The sequence below is a fragment of the Rhizobacter sp. P1_G5 genome, from assembly GCF_056405435.1.
Window position 1 is genome coordinate 1 of record NZ_JBFUCB010000008.1, and the last position, 17,239, is coordinate 17,239.

The 17,239-nt window shown below is 69.4% G+C and carries 15 protein-coding genes; 3 read left to right on the top strand and 12 right to left on the bottom strand.

What is annotated here, in order from left to right; genetic code table 11:
• The 6 genes from AC1D12_RS01385 to AC1D12_RS01410 all read right to left on the bottom strand — a co-directional run.
• On the bottom strand, positions 1 to 1,242 hold a 1,242-nt coding region (locus AC1D12_RS01385; RefSeq protein ID WP_477838529.1), incomplete at its 3' end, for a sigma-54-dependent transcriptional regulator.
• 14 nt (positions 1,243 to 1,256) lie between these two features.
• Positions 1,257 to 2,471, bottom strand: a complete 1,215-nt coding sequence (locus tag AC1D12_RS01390) for an ABC transporter permease (RefSeq protein WP_477825855.1) — start codon at positions 2,469 to 2,471, stop codon at positions 1,257 to 1,259.
• A gap of 28 nt (positions 2,472 to 2,499) precedes the next feature.
• Positions 2,500 to 3,804, bottom strand: a complete 1,305-nt coding sequence (locus tag AC1D12_RS01395; RefSeq protein WP_477825856.1) for an ABC transporter permease — start codon at positions 3,802 to 3,804, stop codon at positions 2,500 to 2,502.
• A gap of 12 nt (positions 3,805 to 3,816) precedes the next feature.
• Positions 3,817 to 5,109, bottom strand: a complete 1,293-nt coding sequence (locus AC1D12_RS01400; protein WP_477825857.1) for a TolC family outer membrane protein — start codon at positions 5,107 to 5,109, stop codon at positions 3,817 to 3,819.
• Between the two features lie 376 nt (positions 5,110 to 5,485).
• Entirely contained in the window at positions 5,486 to 6,193 is a 708-nt protein-coding gene (locus tag AC1D12_RS01405) for an ABC transporter ATP-binding protein (RefSeq protein ID WP_477825858.1), read from the bottom strand.
• Positions 6,194 to 6,227: 34 nt separating this feature from the next.
• Positions 6,228 to 7,532 carry an efflux RND transporter periplasmic adaptor subunit gene (locus AC1D12_RS01410; RefSeq protein ID WP_477838531.1) on the bottom strand — a complete coding sequence of 435 codons (1,305 nt, stop codon included), beginning with the start codon at positions 7,530 to 7,532 and terminating at the stop codon, positions 6,228 to 6,230.
• Positions 7,533 to 7,681: 149 nt separating this feature from the next.
• On the opposite strand from AC1D12_RS01410, the gene AC1D12_RS01415 reads away from it, so the two are divergent.
• Positions 7,682 to 8,131, top strand: a complete 450-nt coding sequence (locus AC1D12_RS01415) for a hypothetical protein (RefSeq protein ID WP_477825859.1) — start codon at positions 7,682 to 7,684, stop codon at positions 8,129 to 8,131.
• A gap of 4 nt (positions 8,132 to 8,135) precedes the next feature.
• Here the strand turns inward: AC1D12_RS01415 and atpE are convergent, their stop codons facing one another.
• Both atpE and AC1D12_RS01425 read right to left on the bottom strand, forming a co-directional pair.
• Positions 8,136 to 8,378: a F0F1 ATP synthase subunit C gene (gene atpE / locus AC1D12_RS01420; RefSeq protein ID WP_047511051.1), complete on the bottom strand. Its 243-nt coding sequence runs from the start codon at positions 8,376 to 8,378 to the stop codon at positions 8,136 to 8,138.
• Positions 8,379 to 8,394: 16 nt separating this feature from the next.
• Positions 8,395 to 8,757 carry a nuclear transport factor 2 family protein gene (locus AC1D12_RS01425; protein ID WP_465110432.1) on the bottom strand — a complete coding sequence of 121 codons (363 nt, stop codon included), beginning with the start codon at positions 8,755 to 8,757 and terminating at the stop codon, positions 8,395 to 8,397.
• Positions 8,758 to 8,872: 115 nt separating this feature from the next.
• On the opposite strand from AC1D12_RS01425, the gene AC1D12_RS01430 reads away from it, so the two are divergent.
• The gene (locus AC1D12_RS01430; protein WP_477838533.1) at positions 8,873 to 10,147 is read left to right on the top strand and encodes an amidohydrolase family protein; all 1,275 of its coding nucleotides are present in this window, start codon (positions 8,873 to 8,875) and stop codon (positions 10,145 to 10,147) included.
• Position 10,148: 1 nt separating this feature from the next.
• On the opposite strand, the gene AC1D12_RS01435 is transcribed toward AC1D12_RS01430, so the two are convergent.
• Both AC1D12_RS01435 and AC1D12_RS01440 read right to left on the bottom strand, forming a co-directional pair.
• A complete protein-coding gene (locus tag AC1D12_RS01435) occupies positions 10,149 to 11,201 on the bottom strand; it encodes a M48 family metallopeptidase (protein WP_477838535.1) in 1,053 nt (350 codons plus the stop codon).
• On the bottom strand, positions 11,198 to 12,499 hold the full coding sequence (locus AC1D12_RS01440; protein ID WP_477838537.1) for a YjgN family protein: 1,302 nt from the start codon (positions 12,497 to 12,499) through the stop codon (positions 11,198 to 11,200). Before AC1D12_RS01440 ends, AC1D12_RS01435 begins: the two co-directional genes overlap by 4 nt.
• 115 nt (positions 12,500 to 12,614) lie before the next feature.
• On the opposite strand from AC1D12_RS01440, the gene AC1D12_RS01445 reads away from it, so the two are divergent.
• On the top strand, positions 12,615 to 13,232 hold the full coding sequence (locus AC1D12_RS01445; protein WP_477838539.1) for a glutathione S-transferase N-terminal domain-containing protein: 618 nt from the start codon (positions 12,615 to 12,617) through the stop codon (positions 13,230 to 13,232).
• Between the two features lie 475 nt (positions 13,233 to 13,707).
• Here AC1D12_RS01445 and AC1D12_RS01450 read toward each other — a convergent pair whose 3' ends face one another.
• Together AC1D12_RS01450 and gshA are read right to left on the bottom strand one after the other, a co-directional pair.
• The gene (locus AC1D12_RS01450) at positions 13,708 to 15,582 is read right to left on the bottom strand and encodes a potassium transporter Kup (RefSeq protein WP_047509794.1); all 1,875 of its coding nucleotides are present in this window, start codon (positions 15,580 to 15,582) and stop codon (positions 13,708 to 13,710) included.
• A 224-nt stretch (positions 15,583 to 15,806) separates the two neighbouring features.
• Positions 15,807 to 17,102 carry a glutamate--cysteine ligase gene (gene gshA, locus AC1D12_RS01455; RefSeq protein WP_047509792.1) on the bottom strand — a complete coding sequence of 432 codons (1,296 nt, stop codon included), beginning with the start codon at positions 17,100 to 17,102 and terminating at the stop codon, positions 15,807 to 15,809.
• Positions 17,103 to 17,239 lie beyond the last annotated feature (137 nt).

The window sequence follows — 17,239 nt, forward strand, 5'->3', positions numbered from 1 at the left end:
CGCCAGCGCCGCCACCACCGCGTCGCGGCTCGGTTCGCCGAGGTTGCGCGGCGTCGGGGCGAGTTCGGCTGCCGGCAGGCCCAGCAGCTCGGGCGTGACCGGCCCGCCGCGCGCCAGCAGCGCGGCGCGCTCGATCACGTTCTTCAGCTCGCGCACGTTGCCCGGCCACGCATGCGCGAGCAGTGCCGCGCGCGCCGCGTCGACCAGCCCTGGGCGGCCGGCGAGGAAGTGCTCGGCCAGCGCCAGCACGTCGTCGCGGCGCTGCGCGAGCGGCGGCACCACGACCTCGATCACGTTGAGCCGGTAGTACAGGTCTTCGCGGAAGCGGCCATCCCGCACCATCGTCTTCAGGTCGGCATTCGTCGCGCTGATCACGCGCACCCGCACGTGGCGCGTGCGCGTGGAGCCGACGCGCTCGAAACGGCCGCTCTCCAGCACCCGCAGCAGCTTCACCTGGCCGGCCAGCGGCAGCGTGCCGATCTCGTCGAGGAACAGCGTGCCGTTGTCCGCCGCATCGAAGCGGCCGTCGCGCGACTTGATCGCACTGGTGTACGCGCCGCCCTCGGCACCGAACAGCTCGGTCTCGATCAGGTCGGCCGGCAGCGCGCCGCAGTTGACCGCGACGAACGCCCCGTCGCGCACCGCCGAATTGACATGCACGGTGGTGGCGATGCGTTCCTTGCCGCTGCCGTTCGGCCCGGTGATGAGCACCGGCAGGTCGGAGCGCGCGACCTGGCAGGCCAGCTCCAGCGTGCGCTCCATCGCATCGGAGGCGTAGACGATGCCGCTCAGGTCGAAACGCTGCGCGAGCGCGACGCGGCGGCGGCGGCGCTCGTCGCGCAGGCGGGCCACCTCGCGCGTCGACTCCGCCAGCTCCAGCAGGTTCTCGATGGTGGCGAGCAGCTTCGCGTCGTCCCAGGGCTTCGCGAGGTAGTCGGCGGCGCCGGCCTTCACCAGTTCGACGGCGGCCTCGAGCCGCGTCCAGGCGGTCAGCAGGATCACCGGCAGGTCGGGCTGGCGCTCGCGGATCGCGCGGAACAGCGCCGCACCCTCGGCGCCGGAGGTGGTATCGGCGCTGAAGTTCATGTCCTGGATCACGACGTCGGCCGGGCGGCGGTCGAGCGCGGCCAGGCCCGCTTCGGGCGTCAGCGCGACCTCGGCCACGATGTCGTGCAGGGACAGCAGCAGCGTGAGGGCCTGGCCGACTGCGGGGTTGTCGTCGATGATCAGGATGCGGCGCATGGGGCGCGAGCTTACTAGGCCCCGCGCATCACCACCACCGGCGGCAGCGCCGCCGCGCGCCGCGCCGGGCCGAGCACCGCCACCTGGCCCAGCGCCCACAGCGTGACCGCGCCGATCGGCAGGCACACCCAGGGCAGCGGCGGCAGCTCGTAGAGGCTCATCAGCAGCCGGTTGATGCCGTACGCCGCCGTCATGCCGATCGCGATGCCCATCGTCGTCAGCAGGAAGTTCTCGGCCTGGAAGTAGCGCAGGATCTGCACCCGCGACGCGCCGAGCGCGCGCCGCACGCCGATCATCCGCGTGCGCTGCTGCACCCAGAAGCTCGCGAGACCGACGATGCCGAACGCGGTGACCACCAGCAGCGCGATGCACACCGCGACCAGCAGCGCCGCCATCCAGCGGTCCTGGCGGAAATACGCGTGGCGCATGTCGTCGAAGGTCTCGCGCTCCATCACGATGCGCCGGCTGTCGACCGCCTGCAGCGCGGCGACCGCATCCTTCAGCAGCAGGTCGCGCTGCGCCGCATCGACGCGCACCAGGTAGTTGCCCTCGTTGTACGAGGGCTGCACCGGCAGCAGCGTCAGGAACCCGCTGCGCGGGCCGTCGGGCTGCGGGATCGACATGTGCTCGACCACGCCGACCACGCGCATCGGCGAGGGGCCGAACACGTACAGCGATTTTCCGATCGCGCTGCCCTCGGGGAACAGGCGCGCCGCGGTGCCGCGGTCGAGGATCACCGCCGGCACCTTCGGCTCCTCGGCATCGAGGGCCGAGGCGGGCTGCATCTCCTCGGGGAGGAAGTCGCGGCCCTCGACCAGCTTCAGGCCGAGCGTCGCGAGCGCGTTCTCGCCGACGAGGTACAGCGCCGCGGTGATCGTCGGCGAGGTCTGGTCGAACGAGAGGCTGACGCCGGTGTCGGACGAGCCGTTGCCGAACGGCACGTGGTTGACGCTGGTGGCCGCCTTGACGCCGGGCAGGGCGCGCAGGGTCGCCAGGTCGCGCCGGGTCAGCGCCTCGTCGTTGTCGCGATGCGCGATGTCGTTGAGGCGGATGTGCAGCAGCTCGGACTCGGCCAGGCCGGTGGGCGCCTGCATGCGCTCCAGCCGCTGGCCGATCAGGAACAGCGCGTTGCTGACGATCGCGCAGCTCAGCGCGACCTCGAGCACGATCAGCGCGGCGGCGGTCTTGTGGCGGCGCAGCGTCGACAGGATCGGTCGGAAGTCCATCATCGCGTTCTCCTTGGGTTCTGGCCGCTGTTCACTGCGACTTGAGCTGCAGCGCCGGCGTCACCTGGCAGGCGCGCCAGGCGGGCAGCAGCCCGGCGGCGAGGCTGGCCACCAGTGCGAGCACGAGGGTGATCGCGAGCATCGGCGCATCGAGGTAGGCGAGCTGCGCATAGCTGGCCGGGTTCTGGCGCACGCCCCACAGCCCGAGCAGCGCGAGGCCGAGGCCGAGCACGCCGCCGACGATGCCGATGCTGCCGGCCTCGACGAGGAACTGCCCGAAGATCGCGCGCCGGGTGGCGCCGAGCGCGCGCCGCACTGCGATCTCCGGCGCGCGGCGCATGCACTTGGCGAGCAGCAGCCCGACGGTGTTGGTCAGGCACACCAGCAGGAAGCCGAATGCGAGCCACAGCTGCAGGTGCACGTCGCCGGGCACGACGTGCTTGAACGACATGCGCTCGGTGACGTTGCGCAGGCGCACGTTGCTCGGCCGCTCGAAGCGGCCGGCCGCGCGCTGCTGCTCGGAGTAGTCGGTGAGGTACTGCCGCAGCGCCGGCGCGTCGGCCGCCGACGGCATCTGCACCCAGTACTGCAGCCAGGCGCAGGGGGCGTTCAGTGCGCGCGGGTCGGGGGCGGTGCGGTTGCCCCAGCAGGTCATGCTGCCGGCGATCGGCAGCCGGGCCTGCAGCGCGGTGGACAGCGGCGTGAACACCTGCTCGGTCTTCGCGAAGCGGCCGGCGTACAGGTCGTAGTAGTGCGGCACCGGGCGCCACGGCGCGAGCACGCCGACGATGCGCAAGTCGCGGTCGCCGGCACGCAGCATGCGGCCGGTGCTGTCGGCGCCGTCGAACAGCTTCTCGTTCAGCTCGTGCGAGATGACCGCGACGCGCGCGCCGGCCTCGTCGTCGGCGGCACTCCAGCCATGTCCGTGGCGCCACGGCGTCTCGAACATCGGGAAGAAGTCGGCGGTAGTGTAGCGGGCGCTCGCGAAGAACGCGGGGCGGTCGGCCTGCGCCGGCTGCACGGCGACCGAGCCGCCGGTCATCATCACCTGGCGTTCGCCGCGGTGTTCGCGCAGCAGGGCCTCGGCATCGAAGCGGGTCAGCTGTTCCAGCGGTTCGGCGCCGGGCGGCGCGGCGCCGCGTTCGTTGGCGTCGAGCTGCACGTAGAAGAGCCGGTCGCTCTTGCCCGGGATCGGGTCGCCCGACAGCACGTGGAACACCGTCAGCGTGGTCATGCTGGCGCCGATGCCGAGCGCGATCGCGAGCACCATCAGCGCGGTCAGCGCGGGGCTGCGGCGGAAACTGCGCAGCGCCAGGTCGAGGTGGTAGCCGAACATGGTGGGGCGCTCCTATTTCAGCAGGGTGTTGACGGCGGCGAGGTCGGCCTCGGCGATGCGGCCGGCCGACTGCAGCAGCAGCAGGCGGCTGAGCACGAACTGGTGGCGCGCCTGCGAGTACGAGGCCTGCGCGGAGGCCTGGGTCTGGATCGCGAGCAGCAGGTCGGTCATGGTCTGGGTGCCGAGTTCGTGGCCGATGCGGGTGGAGGCGAGGGCGCGGCCGGCCGAGTCGACCGCGGTGCGCGTGGCGCCGATGCGGCCGATGCCGGCGGCGATGCTGCGGTACTGCTCCAGCGTCTCGCGCGCGACGCGACGGCGGCGCAGCTCGTAGTCGTCGCGCGCCGCATCCTGCTGGCGCAGGGCCTGGCGCAGTTGTGATTGCGTGGCGCCGCCGGCGAACAGCGGCACGTTGAGCACGAGCCCGACGCTCGCGACGTTGCGGCCGTCGGTGTTGCTGGCCGGCACCGGCCAGGCGGCGGCGCGGCCGACGCCCAGGTTGGCGCTCAGCGTGGGCAGGTGGCCGGCCCGTGCGGCGGCGATGCCCTGCCCTGCGGCATCGACGACATGGCGCTGCGCCGACAAGCCCGGGTTGTGCAGCAGCGCCTCGTCGACCCAGGCCTGCGGATCGGCCGGCTCGGGCAAGGCCATCGGCAGCTCGTCCTGCAGGCGGTTGAGGGTCGGCACCGGCTGGCCGGTGATCTCGGAGAGCGCCTCGCGCGCATCGTCGCGTGCCTGGCGCGCATCGATGCTGGCCGCCTGCGCCGCCGCGTGGTAGGCCCGCGCCTGCTCCACGTCGACCTGGGCCGACAGCCCGTTGCGAAAGCGCTGGTCCGACTGTTCGACCTGCTGGCGGAACGCATCCTCGTTGGCCTCGACCTGGCGCACCGCGTCGTCGGCGGTGAGCACATCGAAGTAGGCACGGGCGACGCGGGCGCACAAGGCCTGTTCGGCGGCGCGCACCAGGTCGTCCTGCGCCTCGGCCTGCGACTGCGCGACATGCAGCTGCGACAGACGGGACACATCGACCAGCACCTGGTTCAGCGTGACGGAGGCGGCGCGGCTGCTGTTGCGCTCTCCCGGGTCACCGGTCGGTTGCAAGCGGTCGAATGCCAGGCCGGCCGAGGCCTGGGGCAGCAGCGGCGCTCGGGCCTGCACGACGCCCTCTCTCGCGATGCCGCGTTGGGCATCGGCCGCCGACAGCACCGGGTCGGCACGACGGGCTTGCTGGTAGACCTGCAGCAGGTCGTCGGCTCGGGCTGCCAGTGGTGCGGCTGCCAGCAGGAGTGCAGCGATGCAGCGGCGCATCGCGGCGCTTGGGGGACTGGGCTGAAGTGATCGACGAGCATGCGAGCGCCCGCACGTTTCGTCGACCTGTTCAGTCTTTTCTCCACCCCACACAGCACGGTGGTGGTGGCAAAGGCGCGAGTGGGCAGGCTGTGGAGCGCCAATCAGGACGGGGCGCCGGAGCTGGCTGGTTTCATGGCCCGCGTGCGCAGCACGCTTCGTGAACTGACTGTCGCACACTGTTTGACCACAACGAACGAAGTGAGTGGCGGGAGTTTGGGCGACGGGCCATGAAACCAGCCAGCGGAGGGCAGTCATCGCCCCCCGGGGCGATGACCGCACCGGCCGGCGAGCCACAGCCTGCCCACTCGCGCCTTTGCTCGCACCGTTCACCATCTCAGGCCGCCACTTCGCTCGCAGAGCTGAGCCGCAGTTCGTCCGACACATCCACGACCTGCCCGTCAACGACATGCACGTTCCGCTGCGCCCGCGCCGCCAGCTGCGGATCGTGCGTCACCATCACGATGGTCGCGCCCGAGCGGTGCAGTTCCTCCAGCAGCGCCATCACGCTGCGCGCCATCTGGCTGTCGAGGTTGCCGGTCGGCTCGTCGGCCAGCAGCAGCCGCGGACTGCCGGCCAGCGCGCGTGCGATCGCCACCCGCTGCTGCTGGCCACCCGACAACTCCGCCGGGTAGTGGCGCTCGCGCGCGGCCAGCCCCACCCGCTCCAGCGCATCGCGCACGCGCCGGCGACGCTCGTCGGCCTTCATGCCGCGGTAGCGCAACGGCACTTCCACGTTGTCGGCAATGTTCAGGTCCGGGATCAGGTTGAAGGCCTGGAAGATGAAGCCGATCTTCTCGTTGCGGATGCGCGAACGGGCGTTGTCGTCCAGCTGCCCCACCTCGACGCCATCGAGCAGGTAGCTGCCGCCGGTCGACGCCTCCAGCAGGCCGGCGATCGTCAGGAAGGTCGTCTTGCCCGAGCCCGACGGACCCGTCACCGCGACGAACTCGCCCTCCTTCACCTCGAGGTTGAACGCGCGCAGCGCATGGGTCTCGATCACCTCGGTGCGGTAGACCTTGGACAGGCCGGTCATCTTGAGCATGGGAGTCCTTCGGTTCGTTCGTTGATGGGTTGAATCACTGGCTGACGGCGACCTGCTCCGCCCCCTGGAACAGCTCGGCACCGGACACCACCACCCGGTCGCCGACGGCCAGGCCGCCGAGGATCTCGACCTTGTCGAGGCTGCGCGCGCCGACGCGGATCGGCGTCTTCACCGCCATGCCGTCGCGCAGCACGTACGCATGCGCGCCACCGGATTCGTCGACGAAGCTGCCGCGTTGCACGGCCAGCACGTCATCGCGCTTGTCGAGCAGCACGCGCACCGACAGGCGCTGGTTCTGCCTCAGCTGGCTCGGCTGCTCGCCCGCGCCACCGCTGAAGCGCAGCCGCGCCGCCACCTCGTTGTTGACGACCTCTGGCGACACCGTGCTGACCGCCGCGCGCCACGTGTGGCCGTTGCCGCTGATCTCGCCCGGCATGCCGACGCCGAGATCGCGCGCGAAACTCTCGGCCACCTGCATCTGCACCTCCAGCGCCGACAGGTCGATCACCGACAGCAGCTGCGCATCCTTCGCGACATTCGCATGCTCGGCAATGAACAACTGCCCCACCTGCCCCTCGACCGGCGAGCGCACCGTCAGGCTCTCGACCTGGCGCTGCAGGTCCTTCACCAGCAGCAGCTGCCGCGCATGCGCGAGCTGGCGGGCCTGCACATCGAACTTCAGGCTGTCGTCCTTCAGCCGCAGGCCGGCCTCGGCATGGTCGAGCGCGATGCGCGCCTTCTGCAGCGTGTCGCGCGCATGCTCGACCTGCATGCCCGACACCGCGCCGGCGTCGAACGCCTTCTGCTGGCGCGCCAGGTCGTTCTGCGCACTGCTGTGGTCGATGCGCGCCGCATCGAACGCCCCCTGCAATGTGCCGCGCTGCTGCCGCGCATCCACGTCGGCACGCAGCACGTCGGCCTTCATCGCGTCGGCATTCGACAGCTCCTGCGCGAGCTTCGCGGCCAGCTCGGGGCTGTCGATCACCGCGAGCACCTGGCCGCGCGCGACCCGGTCGCCGGCATGCACCTTCAGCGTCGCGGCACCGCCGCCGGCCGCGTACAGCGTCGGGCTCACCGCGGCGACGACCTTGCCCTCGGCCGCGATGTCGCGCACGAACGGGCCGCGCTGCACGGTCGCCACCACCAGCCGCGAGGCCGACACCGACGAGCCGCTCGAGAAGCCGTGCCGCAGCGCCGGCGTCGAGAGCGCGACCGCGAGCAGGGCCGCCAGCGCCGCGCCGGCGGCCAGCCACGSCCCGGGCCGCAGCCGGCGCTTCGGCAACGGCTGGTCCTGGGCCGAGGTGTCGCGGATCAGCGGAGCGTCGTTCGCAGCGTTCATGGCCTGCTTCATTGCAACGCCCGTGCCCGCTCCCGCCGGCGATGAAAATCCCATTGAATCAAGGGCTTGGCGCGGATTGCCCCTGCTGCCGATGTGTCCGCGGACAGCCACCGGACGGACAGCGGACAGCGCACGGACAATCCGCGGCCATGACGCCGACACCCACTGCCCTGGCCGCGCTGATGCAGGCCTTCTTCGACGCCGTGTCCTTCGAGCCCGGCGGGCGCCCGCCCTACGAGCGGCTGCACGGGCTGTTCATCGACGGCGGCCTGCTGATCCGCAACATCGGGCCGGCGCCCGAGGTGACGGGCGTCGCGCAGTTCATCGCGCCGCGCCAGCGCTCGGTCGAGGCCGGCGAGCTGACGGCGTTCCGCGAGACCGAGCTGGCCGAGATCACCGAGGTGTTCGGCCAGGTGGCGCACCGCACCAGCACCTATGCGAAGACCGGCACGCTGAACGGCCAGGCCTTATCGGCACGCGGCGTGATCTCGACGCAGTTCGTCTCGACGCCCACCGGCTGGCGCATCAGCGCGATGGCCTGGGACGACGAGCGGCCGGGGCTCGCGCTGCCGGCACGCTACGCGCCGCCTGCCGCCTGAACGCTCACCCCTTGAAGGGGTTGGCGGTCGCGAACCACAGCCCGATGCCGGTCGCGATGATGAACGCGCCGTCGAGCACGCCGACCAGCAGGAACACCTTCTGCTGCAGCGGCTCCATCAGCTCGGGCTGGCGCGCCGAGGCTTCGAGGTACTTGCTGGCCAGGACACCGACGCCCAGGCAGGAGCCGATGGCGCCGAGGCCGATCATGTGGCCGACGGCCAGCGGGACGAGGTCGATACCGTTCATGACAAAGGCCTTTCGTTCACTGTGAGTTCTGGTCGAGGAAGCCGGTGACGCTGCGCAGGCGCCGATCGTCGAGCAGCTCGGCGAAGTCGGTCCCGCGTGCGACGCCCTGTCCGCCGGCGTCGCACAGCTGCCACGAGAAGCGCAGGTAGCGGCCATGCGCATCCACCTGGCCATGCGGCTCGAAGCGGTGGCCCGGGTAGTGCTGCTGCACGGCGCCGATCAAGCCGCTGATCGCCTCGTGGCCGCGGACGTCGGCCAGCGGGTCGGTGTAGCGCGCGTCGGCACTCCACAGCTCCGCGATCAGCCGCGCCCGACGCGCCGCATCGCTTTCGTTCCAGGCCTCCAGATAGCGGGTGACCAGGGTGCTGGCATCATTCATGAATGCTCCTTCGGGGTTGAGTGAGTGAGAGGACATGGCTGCATCCTCGCGGCCTGGCCGCCTGCAGTCGATGACCTCCCAGGTCAAGTCGCCACGCCAGTCAAAGGAGAACCCGATGCTGTTCGTCCGCAACGTCACCCTGCCCGACGGCCGCCGCGGCCACGATGTGCTCGCGCGCGACGGCCGCATCGAGGCGATCGGCCCCCAGCTGCCGCAGCCCGAGGGCGCAACGCTGCTCGACGGCCACGGCTGGCTGCTGTCGCCGCCCTTCGTCGACGCGCATTTCCACATGGACGCGACGCTCAGCCACGGCCTGCCGCGCGTCAACCAGAGCGGCACGCTGCTCGAGGGCATCGCGCTGTGGGGCGAGCTGAAGCCGCTGCTGACGCAGCAGGCGCTGGTGGAGCGCGCGCTGCAGTACTGCGACTGGGCGGTGGCCAAGGGCTTGCTCGCGGTGCGTTCGCACGTCGACATCTGCGACGACCGGCTGCTCGCGGTCGACGCGCTGCTGCACGTGAAGCAGCTGGTGAAGCCGTACCTCGACCTGCAGCTGGTCGCGTTCCCGCAGGACGGCGTGCTGCGCTCCCCTACCGCGCTCGCGAACCTGAAACGCGCACTCGACCGGGGCGTCGACGTGGTCGGCGGCATCCCCCACTTCGAGCGCACGATGGCCGACGGCGCCGAGAGCGTGCGGCTGCTGTGCGAGCTGGCGGCCGAGCGCGGGCTGCGCGTCGACATGCACTGCGACGAGAGCGACGACCCGCTGTCGCGCCACATCGAGACGCTCGCGTTCCACACGCAGCGGCTCGGGCTGCAGGGCCGCGTCACCGGCTCGCACCTGACCTCGATGCACTCGATGGACAACTACTACGTCAGCAAGCTGCTGCCGCTGATCGCCGAGGCGCAGGTGCATGCGGTCGCCAACCCGCTGATCAACATCACGCTGCAGGGCCGCCACGACAGCTATCCGAAGCGCCGCGGCATGACGCGCGTGCCCGAGCTGATGGCCGCCGGCGTCAACGTCGGCTTCGGCCACGACTGCGTGATGGACCCGTGGTACTCGTCGGGCAGCGCCGACATGCTGGAGGTCGCGCAGATGGGCCTGCACGTGGCGCAGATGACCTCGCAGGCGCAGATGCGGGCCTGCTTCGATGCCGTCACCGTCAACAGCGCGAGGATCCTCGGGCTGGAGGGCTACGGACTGCAGGCCGGGGCGCGCGCTGACTTCGTGCTGCTGCAGGCGCGCGACCCGGTGGAAGCGATCCGGCTGCGCGCGACGCGGCTCGCGGTGGTGCGCGGCGGGCAGGTCATTGCGAAGACGCCGGCGGCCACCGCGACGCTGTCGCTGCCGGGACGGCCGGGCAGCGTCGACTGGACGCTGCAGCGCTAGCCTAGCGGCCTGCGGCCTCGCGGAAGTAGCGGATGCGGTCGTCGTCGGCCGGGTGCGACGCGATCGCGATGCCGAGCCAGCCGGGCTCGCCGCCGGAGCGCTTGCGGCGCTCCTCGGCGATCTTCTCGAAGAAGCGCACCATCGCATCGGGCGAGATGCCGGCGGCCTTCATCAGGTGCACGCTGTCGGCATCGGCCTCGCGCTCGGCATCGCGCGCATAGCCCGCCTGGCCCAGCACCAGCGGCACGCCGGCCAGCAGGCTGCTGAAGTCGCCGACCACCAGGCTCGTCACGACGCCCAGCGCGGTCGCCTGCACCAGCATGCGCAGCCCGTGGCGGTGGCGCACATGGCCGAGTTCATGGCCGAGCACGCCGACGATCACCGATTCGTCGCCGCCGACCAGCGCCACCAGTTCGTCGGTCAGCACCATCGTGCCGCCGGGCAGCGCGAACGCGTTCGGGCCCAGCGACTTGTCCTTGCCGCGGCGGAACAGCAGCTCGTGCGGCGGCGCGCCCTGCGGGTACGCCTGCGCGATCGCGCGCTCGAACGCGGCGCGCAGCTTCGCCTGCTGCGCCGCGGGCAGCTCGCTCGCCTGCACCAGCTCGCCGTCGACCGACTTCATCGCGGCCTCGCCGATCTGGCGATCGACCGAGGGCGGCAACATCGCGACGACCGCGCGCGAAGCCCACGGCAGCCCCCACAGGTAGCCGGCGACCATCAGCGCCGCGAACGCGACGACGATGCCGCCAACCCAGCGCCAGCTCTGCTGGGCCTTGACGACCAGCGTCTCGCTGCGGCCGCTTTCGCGCGCCCAGGCGTCCCACGCCGCCGAGTCGGTGCAGTGCAGCGCACCGCCGTCTTTCAGGTGCGCGACGCGTGCGCCGTGGCGGGTGCGCTCCGGCCATTGCACCTCGACGAGCGGCACGCTGCGCGCGACGCCGTCGCCGGCGATCAACAGGCGCTCGCCGCTCAGGTGGATGCGCACGCGGTGGCTGCGGGCGCTGCGGCCGTCGAAGTAGTCGACCTCGAGGGCAGGAGCGGCGGGCGCGTTCACAGGCCGACGTCGATGCCGAAGAAGTCACCGGCCGCGTCGCCGGCGGCATCGCCTTCGTGGCCGGCCTGCGCGACCAGCGCGTCGATGTGGGTGCGGCTGACGATGCCGACCGATTCGAGCCGCAGCCGGGTCAGCGCGACGCGCGCGAACGGCCAGTACAGGCCGAGCGTGACGATCATCAGCAGCCAGTTCGCGAGCGTCACGCGCAGCAGCGGCCAGAAGCGCAGCTCGCTCTTGAAGCGCAGGTGCTGGTTGCCGGTGCGCGACCACAGCAGGTTCTGGAAGCGCGAGGTGAAGTACGGCCGGGCGAAGACCTGCATCAGCAGCCACGATGCCAGGATCACGATGAAGCCGAGCACCATCGCCGCAACGCGGCCGGTCTCGCCGCGGTTGCGAATCAAGTCGGCCACGCTGGAGCCGAGCAGCGTGGCCAAGCCGAAGACGACGAGGCCGGCCACGACGCCGGCCACCAGCCACACGCCCAGGCTCTTCAGGCACAGCCCATAGAAGGCCCCGGGGCCGGCGCGCAGCTCGGTCTGCAGCTGCGCGAACGCATAGTGGTCGTGCTGGTACTTCTTCAGGTTCCACATCATCAGCGGCAGCACCAGCAGCGTCACGCCCATCACCGCGGTGAAGGCCGGGCCGAACCAGCCGGGTGGGTGGACCTGGTCGGGCACCGCAAGCAGGACGCCCAGCAGCACGGCGCTGGGCGCGAACACCGGCAGCAGTGCGCGGTAGGCGCCGGCTGCGTCGCCCTTGAAGCGAAAGCGCAGCCCGCGCCAGCTGGTGTTGGCGAGGCGGAACTGCAGCGACGACTTGAACAGTGCCGGCCACAGCGCCGCGACGATCACGAAGGCCACCAGCCCGGCCATCGGCGAGAACTGGCCGGCCACCGAATACAGCCCGCCGAGCAGCACCACCAGCAGGTAGCCGCGCAGCATCTTCTTCGGGTCGCCGTGGAAGCCGAGCGGGTGGCCGGCCACCAGCGTGTTGCCGTAGAAGTAGCGCAGGCGGCGCACCTTGGCCCACGGGAAGTAGAGCCCGGCGGTGACCAGCGTGAGCAGCAGGTTGACGATCCAGATGCGGAAGTATTCGCTGCCGGAGCCGGTGAAGCGGATCGGCAGGCGTTCGTTGAGCGTGCTGTCGAAGCTGGAYGGGGTGACCGTGGGCGGCACGGTGGTGGTGTCGAGCGTCGAGATCACGCCGTTCAGGCCGGCGCTGTCGATGCTGGCGCTCTGGGCGGGCTGGTCACCGTCGGGCGCGGTGAATCCGCCCTGGGGGCCGTGGGGTGTTGTCATGTCGTGTTGCGCCGTGCGGGGTGGATGGCCGGCGTTCTCCCTCGCCGAAAACTTTAACACTGCGTTTCAGACAGCCACCCTTCGCTAGAATCGTTTTCACTCCAGGGACACCCACATGAAACTCATCGGCTCGCTCGCAAGCCCGTACGTGCGCAAGGTGCGCATCGTGATGGCGGAAAAGAAGCTCGACTACCAGTTCGAACTGGAGGACGTGTGGACGAGCGACGCGATCATGAAGTCCAACCCGCTGGGCAAGGTGCCGGTGCTGGTGATGGAGGGTGGCGAGGCGGTCTTCGACTCGCGGGTGATCGTGGAGTACATCGACACGCGCTCGCCGGTGGGCAAGCTGATTCCGGAGACCGGGCGTGAGCGCACCGAGGTGCGCACCTGGGAGGCGTTGGGGGATGGCCTGCAGGATGCGGCGATCCTGGCCAGGCTGGAGCAGACCTGGCCCGGCCGCAGCGAGGGCCAGCGCAGTGCGGCGTGGGTGAGCCGGCAGATGGACAAGGTGCATGCCTGTTTGGCGGCGATGAGCCAGGGGTTGGGCGAGAAGGCCTGGTGCTCGGGCAACCACTTCACGCTGGCCGATATCGCGACGGGCTGCGCACTCGGGTACCTGGATTTCCGATTTGCCCATATCGATTGGCGGACGACGTATCCGAACTTGTCGAAGCTCTACGAGAAGCTGGCGGTTCGGCAGAGTTTTGTGGATACGGCTCCGCCGAAGGTTTAGGGTCTTTTCACTGCGTGAGGCTGCTGCCGGGTCTCGCCCCGGCGGGCGAGTCACTTTCATTTGCTGGCTCAAATGAAAGTAACCAAAGCAAAGAGCCCTCAACCCGAAAACCATACGGTTCGTTCAGTCTCGCTGCGGACAACACTGACGCTTCGGCTGGTGCCCCACSTTCATTGGGATTGTTGGCCGTTCTTCTCCACCCAGCTCGCTRCGCATCGCCAAGATGCATGGCGATCGCGGGCGCGAGACGATGCGACGCGAAGCGAGCGAGTCGAGTGAAGCGGGAGAACAACAATCCCAATGAACGGGGGATGTGCAGCCGAAGCGTCAGTGTTGTCCGCAGCGAGACTGAACGAACCGCATGGTTTTCAAAGCGCCTTTGCTTTGGTTACTTTCATTTGGCAAGACAAATGAAAGTGACTCGCCCGCCGGGGCGAAATCCCGGCAGCAGCCTCACGCAGTGAAGAGACAGAGGTCAGATCTCGACCTTCGAGCCGAGCTCGACCACCCGATTCGTTGGCAGCGACAAGAAGTCCGCCGCCGCCGCCGCATTCCGGTGCATCCCCGCAAAGAGCTTCTCGCGCCAGCTCGCCATGCCGCTCCCAAACGTCGGGATCACGATGTCGCGCGACAGGAAATACGAGGTCTCCATGTCGTCCATCTGGCAGCCTCGCGTGCGCAAGAAGTTCAGCGCCTCCGGCACGTCCGGCTCGTTCTTGAAGCCGAAGTGCACCGTCACCTGCCAGCAGTCGCGGCCCAGCGGCTCCATCTCGCAACGCTTCTCGAAACCGATCCACGGCACCTCGTGCAGCTTCACCGTCACGAACAGGTTGGTCTCGTGCAGCACCTTGTTGTGCTTCAGGTTGTGCAACAACGCATTCGGCGTCAGCCCCTGCTCGCTCACCAGGAACACCGCCGTGCCGGCCACCCGCGTCGGCGGACTCACGAACACCGCGTCGAGAAAACTCTTCAGGTCGATCGCGTCCTCGCGCAGGCGCTCGGCCATCAGCCGGCGACCCTGCTTCCAGGTCATCATGATCATGAACATCACGCCACCGATCACCACCGGGAACCAGCCGCCGTCGAACACCTTGATGACGTTCGCGCTGAAATAGGTGAAGTCGACCAGAAAGAAGAAGCCGGTCGCCGCCATGCTCAGCGGCCACGGGTACTTCCAGCCGTAACGGATCACGAAGAAGGTCATCGTGGTCGTGATCAGCATGTCGATCGTCACCGCAATGCCATACGCCGCCGCCAGCTTGCTGCTCGAGCCGAAGGTCACGACCGCCAGCACGATGCAGGCATACAGCCCCCAGTTGACGAACGGCACATACACCTGCCCCGTCTCCCGCACCGAGGTGTGCAGGATGCGCAGCCGCGGCAGGTAGCCGAGCTGCATCGCCTGCTTCGTCACCGAGAACGCCGCCGTGATCAACGCCTGCGACGCGATCACCGCCGCCAGCGTCGCCAGGCCGATCAGCGGGTACACCGCCCAGGGCGGCGCCATCTCGTAGAACGGGTTCTTCACGTTCTCCGGGTGCGCCAGCAACATCGCGCCCTGCCCGAAATAGTTCAGCACCAGCGCCGGCATCGCGAGGCTGAACCACGCGAGACGGATCGGGCGCTTGCCGAAATGGCCCATGTCGGCATACAAGGCCTCGGCACCCGTCACGCACAACACGATCGAGCCGAGCGCGATGAACGCGATCGCCGGATGGCCCAGCAGGAAATCCAGCGCGTAATGCGGGCTCAGCGCCGCCAGGACGGCCGGGTTCGTCACGATCTGCGACAGCCCGAGCACCGCCAGCACCGCGAACCACAGCACCATCACCGGGCCGAACAGCTTGCCCACCGTCGCGGTGCCATGGCGCTGCACCAGGAACAGCAGCGTCAGCACCACCAGCGACAAGGGCACGATGTAGTGGTGCAGCCCGGGCGCCGCGACCTCCAGGCCCTCGATCGCGCCCAGCACCGTGATGGCCGGCGTGATCACGCCATCGCCGAAGAAGATCGCCGTGCCGAAGATGCCGACCATCAGCAGCCGCCTGCGCAGCACCGGCCGGTCCTTCACCGCCTGCGACGCCAGCGCGAGCATCGCGATCAACCCGCCTTCACCGTTGTTGTCGGCCCGCAGGATCAGCACCACGTACTTCACCGAGACCACCACCGTCAGCGTCCAGAACACCAGCGACAGCACGCCGTAGATGTTCTGCGGCGTCAACGGCACGTGACCGTGGGCGAAGACTTCCTTGAGTGCGTAGAGGGGGCTGGTGCCGATGTCGCCGTAGACGACGCCAAGGGCGCCCAGCGTCAGGGCGGCCAGGCTGGAGCTGGGACGATGCTGATTCACGTTCCACCGCGCCCGCCGAAGGGGCACGGCTCAATCCAAAGGACGGCCATTGTGCGCCCGTGGATACGCCCGGAAACAGATCGCCCGCCCCCACCCCCAAGGTGTCGGGGGTTGATGTTGCACTGCAGCAACGAGTGGTGTAGGGCCGAGCGCCGGGCCGCCCCAAGCCGGCCCGCATCCCCCCGGGGGATCGGCCGACGTACCCGTCGACCGAGGGGCTCCATCTACTCGTAGACCTCGGCGTCGGGATCCGTGGCTTCCATTTCGTAGCTGGCCGCGAGCATGGCCAAGCGAGCGATCACTCCGTACATGTAGAAGCGATTCGGCGCACTGGCACCCGGCTTGACGCCTGGCTTGGGCAGCTGGTTCGACTCGGCGAAGGCCAGCGGCACGAAGCTCGCCCCGGGGGAATTCAGGTTCTCGTCGATGCCGCGCTCGGCGTTGACGCGGTAGAAGCCACCGACCACGTAGCGGTCGATCATGTAGACGACCGGCTCGGCGACCGCATCGTTGACGCGCTCGTAGGTCGGCACGCCTTCCTGCAGGATGACCTCGCTGACCTCCTGGCCGTCCTTGATCACGCTCATCTTGTTGCGTGCCTTGCGGTTCAGGTCGACCAGGTCCTTCGGGTCGCGCACCGTCATGATCCCCATGCCGTAGGTGCCGGCATCGGCCTTCACGATGATGAACGGCTTCTCCTGGATGCCGTATTCCTTGTACTTGCGGCGGATCTTGCCCAGCAGCGCCTCGGCATTGCTCGCCAGGCATTCGGCGCCGGTGCCGTCGCTGAAATTGACCTCGCCGCAGCGGGCGAACATCGGGTTGATCAGCCACGGGTCCATGCCCAGCAGCTTGGCGAACTTCTTCGCGACCTCTTCGTAGGCCTGGAAGTGGTTGGTCTTGCGGCGCACCGCCCAGCCGGCGTGCAGCGGCGGCAGCAGGTACTGCTCGTGCAGGTTCTCCAGCACCTTCGGGATGCCGGCCGACAGGTCGTTGTTCAGCAGGATCGTGCAGGGATCGAAATCCTTCAGCCCGAGGCGCCCGCGCGTGCGCAGCAGCGGCTCGACGGTCAGCGCGCTGCCGTCGGGCAGGTCGATCTGCGTCGGCGCCTTGATGGTGTCGTCCAGCGTGCCCAGGCGCACGTTCAGCCCGGCCTGGTGGAAGATCTGCATCAGGCGCGCCACGTTCATCAGGTAGAACGTGTTGCGGGTGTGCTTCTCGGGGATCAGCAGCAGGTTCTTGGCCTCGGGGCAGATCTTCTCGATCGCCGCCATCGCCGCCTGCACCGCCAGCGGCAGCATCTCGGGCGTCAGGTTGTTGAAGCCGCCCGGGAACAGGTTGGTGTCGACCGGCGCCAGCTTGAAGCCGGCATTGCGCACGTCGACCGAGGTGTAGAACGGCGGCGTGTGCTCCATCCATTCGAGGCGGAACCAGCGCTCGATGGCCGGCAGCGATTCGAGGATGCGCTGCTCCAGTTCGTTGATCGGGCCGGTGAGTGCAGTGATGAGATGGGGAACCATAAGAGCCCGTTGAACGCCTGGGGATCGCGGATTCTAGGCATCTGGGGTCGCCGCCGTCGATGGCAAGTGCGGAGGCCCCGGCCGGTGTGCGCCATGCGTCACGGCCGGCAGGGGCCCCGGGCCGAAAAGGAAAAGGC